The organism is Microbacterium sp. Soil_C_42 (genome assembly GCF_057656735.1).
In genome coordinates this window covers 1-3829 of sequence record NZ_JBDGJU010000075.1, presented here as the reverse complement: position 1 = coordinate 3829, position 3829 = coordinate 1, and the positions used below count along the sequence as shown (strand labels likewise).

Genomic DNA, 3829 nt, shown 5'->3' with positions numbered 1-3829 from the left:
CGCGGCCCGCATCCGCCGCCTCCGGCCGGCGGCGCCTAGGCCCCGGCGCCGAGGCGGCCGGACTCTGACCGACGCCCCGTCACTGGCCGTGAACGGCTGCCGCCCCCTTGACCAGGTAGGACATACAGGGAGGTCAAGGGGTAAAACCGGGCGGGGGTGGTCAAGGGGTACTCGCCAGGGGTGCTCACCCTGCTCACCGGTGCTGGGCAAGCCTGGACCCGCCGGGGCTTGCCCGCCCTGGTTACCGGACCTGTTACCTCCGGCCCTGTTACCGGCTCTGAACAGGGCAGAGGCCCCACTACCGGGCTACCTCACCGGAGGTAACACAGGTTTGCCCAGGGCCGGAGAAGCAGGGCTTGCCCGCCCAGGGTGGAGCAGCGAGGCCTGCCCAGGGGCAAGCAAGCCCCCGCGGCCGGGCTTGCCCTACAACTTGCCCTCCAGCTTGCTCTACGAGTTGCCCTGCAACCTGCTCTACAAGTTGCCCCCAGCCTTCCCTGCCGAGCGGCGGAACCGCAGTTCAGGGCCCTTGGTCAAGGGGTTCTGCGGGCGCCGACTTCTTCCGTACGGGACCACTTGCGCGGGCCCGGCGGCCGTAGCCGGCCCCACCTCCACCCGCCGGAGCGAGGGGTTGCACCGGGAGGTGCACCCACCGTTGGCTGCACAGGTGGACTAGGAGTTGCACCGGCGGTACTGCCGGAGGTGGGATCCCACCGAACCGGACACCTCGCGTTCTGTGCAGGTCAGGCCCCGTGGGCAACCCTCTCGCCCACGACTACACCTCTTTCCTGCGAAGCCAGGAAGGGTTCAGCGCTCCTCAGGGGCCGGGGACACCGCCCGAGACCGGCCGCCGGGCCAATCTCAGGGCCACGACTTCGAGTCTGGCTTGACGACCCTGTTGGCTGTCTGTGCATGGGGTTGTACTGTCTAGATAAGCCGGTGGCCGCGGGTTACCGGAAGTGGAGCCAGGTGACCTGGGGCAGACCGGGAGCCTGGCTCGGCGTCTTTCAGGGGCTCTCAGCAGTCAGTACCCACCTCGAAGTCGACCAGGGTGTCGCCGAGCAGGTCGGTGTACTGCCGGTCTCCGGTGCGGTGAGCACGGACAGCGCCGGCGACGATGTCGGAGATCCACAGCAGGGGTTCCCCGCTGCCAGGCACATGGTCGGCCCGGAACAATGTCCCCTTGGGCAGGATCGTCTGCCGGGCGTTGGCGACCGTGCGAATGTCGCGGGCGTTGAGCTCGGCCTCGCGGGCCTCAAGGTAGAGCTGGTTGATCCCGAAGCCGTGCAGTTCGACGATCAGCGGGGTCAGGCACTTGCTGCGGGCGCGTTCCTGCTTGCGCTTGGGCACGGGAGTGCCGACGGACACCACGTATATGCCGTTCTGGGAGGCTACGAGCTGGGCAGCGTCGCGCCGCTGGCGGTGGTCCATCTCGGTCCAGTGGACCTTGCTCGTGTCACGCCGCCCTTTCATACGGCGCATCGATGCCCGGACCTCGTCCGTGCAGGTGGGATCGATGATCGTGGCAGCGAGGATGTAGAAGCCCTTCTCGCTGTTCTCGTGGAAGGACTCGTCCAACCACGCCGGCTTCAGGCCGCCCTCGGCGTGGGTTCCCCCCCGGGCTCGGTTGATCAGGTCACCCCTTGCGTCGGGAAGGGCTGGCAGCGCTCTTCGCAGGCGTACTGGCGGTAGGCGGGGCAGCCGCGGCGGCTGCCTGCTTCTTGGGCTTGCGCGGCCGCACGATGGCGGTGCGCTGGTACTGGTAGGCCATGGTGACGCCGGCCGGCGCGAGCGGGGCCTTGGTGTAGTGCTCACGGCGCTCGACGAGGTCGAGGGCGAGGAGTTTCTTCAGGCCGCGCTCATGGGTGTCGGCGGACCAGCCGTACCAGTCGGGGGCCTTTTCCGCGGGGAAGGACGACCAGTTCTTCTCACGGGCGACGACCAGGAGGAGGGCCAGGCCCGGCAGGTCGAGACTCTCGTCGTACCCCTTCGTCCAGAACGCGGCCGGGATCTGCAGAAAGAGGTTCTCCTCGGTGTCGCCACGGGGGCGGTCGTAGGGGTCGCCGCTGCCGTCCTCGCGCAGGAGGGTGACCGTGATGCTGGTCCCACTGCGGCTGCAGGTGATCAGCTTGCGCCTCTCCAGCCGGCGCAGGGTCCGCCAGGCGCCAGTACGGGCGGACTGGTCCGTCGCGGTCTCCTGGATGTCCATCATCCGGGCCCACACCGCGCTGTCGTGCCGGGTCGACCACCCGCTTGCTCCGCTGCTGCACGCCGCCACGATCATCAGGTAAGCCTTGAGGCCACGGAGGTCTCTCCCCGTAACGAAGTCTCTGAGCGGCCCGTGTCGACTCGCGGCCCCCTTCGGCGCTTGGACGAAGGTCTTGCGCAGGGGCACGTTGGCCCGGATCGAACGTGTGAGCACCGCCGTCCGGGTGTCCCGCCCGGACGCCTTGATCCCCTGCATGTCCTGCTCGGTGTGCGATGTCGTCTTCATGGATAGAACGCTAGCTGTCTGAGCTGGCAGACTCCAAACGATTCAGCCCTTCGTAGGGCGGACGCGTGAGCGGGTACATGAGAGAGCCAAGTGAAAGATCAAGGTGAGAGTCCCAGGTGACAGGTCAACTGGGAGGACAAACAGTAATGGGCCTGGAGACGCCTCAGCTCCCCGTTCTGCACGCGTCGACGGGGGCGCCCCGGCACGGCGGCGAAGCCTGCCGACCATTTCGCCTTCCACGGACAGACCGAAAGGCAGAGTTCGGGCAAAGCGGAAAATTAGGCAGCAAAGCGAGTTCCAGGCCGCCGATCCGACCGGCCCGGACGACAGGTTCCCTCGTACGCACACGACGCACGCGCGCCGTCGCCACCGGAATCACTGGACGACGGCGGTGACGAACTCGCCCACGCCGAGCAGCCGGATCGTGTCCCTGCAGAGCAGCCACGTACGACCGCCAGGCGCCGTCCGGGCACAGGCCCCGCACCGGGACCAGTAGCTGCCGCTCCGGCCGGCTGTCCCGGCGCGCCGGGCTGGACTCTGGCACTGAGCCTCTGTGTCCGGCTGACGCGTACAAAGAGGTGTCGTCGTTCTTGACAGGCTTGCCCATCGGGTCTGACCAGGCACGATGTTCAAGATCGAAAAAATGGGGGTCCCACTCGCGGTCACACCTGCGGTGCAACTCCTAGTGCACCTCTACGTGCAACCCTCCAGCCCCCCTCCGGTGCAACCTCACCGGGCTCGCGCAGCAGCAGGCTTGCCCAGCTCGGGGGCGACGTCGCGGCCGGCCGGGGTGGTGACGTCACCAGGTTTCTCCCCATCCCAGGTCAGATCAGGTCAGGGCACGTTGAGGACCTGGAGTTCGCCGATGGCCAGGCTGGTGGCGCTCTGGCGGGTGGTGGTGATCGTGCCGGTCTGCCCGGCCCCTTCCCAGGCCACGTCCCACGTGGTCGTGGCGGTGACCGGGTAGCGGCCGCCCGGCGATGTGGCGCTGGTGTGCGTGTACTTGTGCCCGCAGGTCGGGGACATCTCCTTGCCCCGGTCCGGTGTGTACGGGGTGCCCGGTCCGGTGCAGGTGATGGTGGCGCCGTCGCCCATCGACCACACCACCGTGCGCACCGTGGCGGTCGCGGTGACCGTGACCGAGCCCGCCGACGCCGAAGCGGTCGCCGGCCCGGTACGGGTCGGACCGGGCTTGTTCCACATCCACACCGGCAGCCCGACCAGCCCCTTGCCCTCGGGCTTGGGCACGATGCCGATGTCCGGTCCCTCGAGGCGCAGCCGCTCGACGGCCTGCTGCGCGAGGGCCTGGACGTCGACGCCGCCGCCGGCCGGGCCGGT

The 3829-nt window shown here is 68.6% G+C and carries 2 protein-coding genes and 1 pseudogene; all 3 read right to left on the bottom strand.

The window, feature by feature from the left end; translation table 11 throughout:
- Nucleotides 1–1014: 1014 nt before the first annotated feature.
- The gene (locus tag AC3A46_RS19355) at nucleotides 1015–1575 is read right to left on the bottom strand and encodes a hypothetical protein (RefSeq protein ID WP_386027120.1); all 561 of its coding nucleotides are present in this window, start codon (nucleotides 1573–1575) and stop codon (nucleotides 1015–1017) included.
- Nucleotides 1576–1633: 58 nt separating this feature from the next.
- Nucleotides 1634–2491: a hypothetical protein gene (locus tag AC3A46_RS19350; protein WP_487666680.1), complete on the bottom strand. Its 858-nt coding sequence runs from the start codon at nucleotides 2489–2491 to the stop codon at nucleotides 1634–1636.
- A gap of 834 nt (nucleotides 2492–3325) precedes the next feature.
- Nucleotides 3326–3829 (bottom strand): annotated as a pseudogene (locus AC3A46_RS19345) (hypothetical protein); the annotation flags it as partial.

Excerpts from the sequence above, each read along its gene's own strand:
- AC3A46_RS19350 (WP_487666680.1), bottom strand. The coding sequence starts at position 2,491 with ATGAAGACGACATCGCACACCGAGCAGGACATGCAGGGGATCAAGGCG.